Source organism: Staphylococcus sp. HMSC065D05, from assembly GCF_001813195.1.
Classification (GTDB): Bacteria; Bacillota; Bacilli; order Staphylococcales; family Staphylococcaceae; genus Staphylococcus; species Staphylococcus epidermidis.
Genome location: NZ_KV811757.1, coordinates 1 through 2,914, shown reverse-complemented (window position 1 = coordinate 2,914; position 2,914 = coordinate 1). Strand labels below are relative to the sequence as shown.

Here is a 2,914-nt window from a genome sequence, read left to right as displayed (position 1 = left end):
GAAGAAAGATAGAGAGGAGAAAAAACCAGTAATAACAAGTAATGGTAAAGACGAGAAAGACGAAGACAGAAAAACACCAAAAAAAGACAAAGAAGAAAAAATCACAAAAACTTCGAAGAAAGAAAGAGAGGAGAAAAGCCCAGCAATACCAAAAAGCGACATAGACGAGAAAGACACAAAAATAACTAAGAAAGACAAAGTAGACGAAATTACAACAACTTCCAAGAAAGATAATAACAATGATGTACAAGATAAATTACCGGAAACAGGTAAATCAAACGATATTCAAAATCCTGCTTTAATAATGTTACTTGCTGGTTTAGGTTTATTAGGATTATTTAGAAATAAAATAAGAGAATAGTTAGTCATAGAGTGTGGATGTACAATCTGCACTTTTTTTATCGGAAAATTTATTATATAAATAAAATATTGTGCGAAATTGAATGAGGTGGTATATTTTAAAGAAACATATTTATTTATAATTAATATTTTTGGATTGAATATTGCTGTATTAATTATAATTTTAAGGAGCTAAAAATGAAGGAAAACAAAAGAATAAACAACTTAGACAAGAACAACACTCGTTTTTCTATTCGAAAATATCAAGGATATGGCGCAACTAGCGTAGCTATTATCGGCTTCATAATCATTTCATGTTTCAATGAGGCAAAAGCAGATAGTGACAAATATGAAATAAGGTCTCATCAACAATCAATGACTAATCATTTAACCACTTTACCATCTGACAATCAAGAGAACACCTCAAATAAGGAAATCAATAACCAAAATCATGATATATCTCAATTAAGTTTAAATAAGTCTATCCAAATGGACGAACTTAAAAAGTTGATTAAACAATATAAAGCCATTGATCTAAATGACAAAACTGAAGAATCAATCAAATTGTTTCAAGCTGATTTAGTGCAAGCGGAATCTCTAATGAACAATCCTCAAAATCAGCAAAATGTCGATGCGTTTTATCATAAATTTTTAAACAGCGCTGGAAAGTTAAGAAAAAAAGAAACTGTATCCTACAAACATGAACGAAGTGAGAGTAGTACATATCGTTCAGGTGATGAAGTTAGAAGTCAAACTTATTCTCATATTCGACATAAAAGAAATGCAGTTTCTTTTAGAAGTGCGGATCAATCAAATTTGTCAAATGACCCTTTAAAAGTAAATGAAACCAATCCAGAAATTCAAAACGGAAACTTTTCTCAAGTGTCTGGTGGGTCATTGCCAACCAGTTCTAAGAGATTGACAGTAGTTACAAATGTAGACAATTGGCATAGTTATTCTACTGATCCTAATCCTGAATACCCAATGTTTTATACTACAACTGCAGTTAACTATCCAAATTTTATGAGTAACGGAAATGCACCTTATGGAGTAATTTTAGGAAGAACAACAGATGGTTGGAATAGAAATGTTATTGACTCAAAAGTAGCAGGTATTTATCAAGATATTGATGTGGTACCTGGATCGGAATTAAATGTTAATTTTATATCTACTAGCCCTGTATTTTCTGATGGGGCTGCTGGTGCTAAATTAAAAATCAGCAATGTAGAACAAAATCGTGTATTATTTGATAGTCGTTTAAACGGTATGGGTCCGTATCCTACTGGTAAGTTATCTGCAATGGTAAATATTCCCAATGATATTAATAGAGTTCGAATCTCATTTTTACCTGTTTCTTCCACAGGTCGAGTTAGTGTACAAAGATCTTCGAGAGAGCATGGTTTTGGTGATAATTCATCTTATTATCATGGTGGTTCAGTGAGTGATGTAAGAATAAATAGTGGATCTTATGTGACCTCTAAAGTGACACAAAGAGAATATACAACTCAACCTAATAGTTCAAACGATACTTTCGCACGCGCAACAATTAATTTGTCTGTTGAAAACAAAGGTCATAATCAATCAAAAGATACATATTATGAAGTTGTTTTACCGCAAAATTCAAGATTAATTTCGACTAGAGGAGGTAGCGGTAATTATAATAATGCCACTAATAAACTTAGTATTCGATTAGATAACCTAAATCCTGGTGATAGAAAAGATATATCTTACACAGTTGATTTTGAATCCTTAAGCCCCAAACTCATTAATTTAAATGCGCATGTACTATATAAAACCAATGCCACATTTCGAGGAAATGACGGCCAACGAACTGGTGATAATATTGTTGATTTGCAATCTATAGCACTATTAATGAATAAAGATGTGTTGGAAACTGAATTGAATGAAATTGATAAATTTATACGTGATTTAAATAAAGCTGACTTTACGATAGATTCATGGAGTGCATTACAAGAAAAAATGACAGAAGGTAGAAACATTTTGAATGAGCAACAAAATCAAGTTGCTCTTGATAATCAAGCTTCTCAAAAAACTATCAATAATGTTACTCAATCCTTAGAAATATTGAAAAACAACCTTAAATATAATACACCACCTCAACCTATTATTAAATCAAATAATCAAATTCCCAATATAACTATATCTCCAGCGGAAAAAGCAGATAAGCTAACAATCACTTATCAAAATATTGATAATGAGAAGGCTTCAATTATAGCAAATAAATTGAATAATCAATGGTCTCTTAACAACAATATTCCAGGTATAGAAATTGAAATGCAAACAGGTTTGGTAACAATTGATTACAAGGCAGTTTATCCCGAAAGTATTATAGGGGCTAATGATAAAACTGGAAACAGTGATGCAAGTGCTGAGAGCCGTATCACTATGCCGAGAAAAGAAGCAACACCACTATCACCAATTGTTGAAGTGAATGAAGAACGTGTGAATGTAACCATCGTACCTAATGGTGAGGCAACCCAAATAGATGTTAAGTATAGAACTCTAGACGGGCAAGAAACGACACTCATTGCAAGTAAAAACGAATCATCATGGA

General features: G+C 32.0%; 2 protein-coding genes. Both read left to right on the top strand.

Annotation, left to right across the window (positions count from 1 at the left end; translation table 11 throughout):
• Positions 1–361, top strand: a 361-nt coding sequence (locus HMPREF2897_RS07840) for an LPXTG cell wall anchor domain-containing protein (RefSeq protein ID WP_141751291.1), incomplete at its 5' end; no start/stop codon positions are given.
• A 176-nt stretch (positions 362–537) separates the two neighbouring features.
• Positions 538–2,914, top strand: a 2,377-nt coding sequence (locus tag HMPREF2897_RS07835) for a SasC/FmtB family protein (RefSeq protein ID WP_371091741.1), incomplete at its 3' end; no start/stop codon positions are given.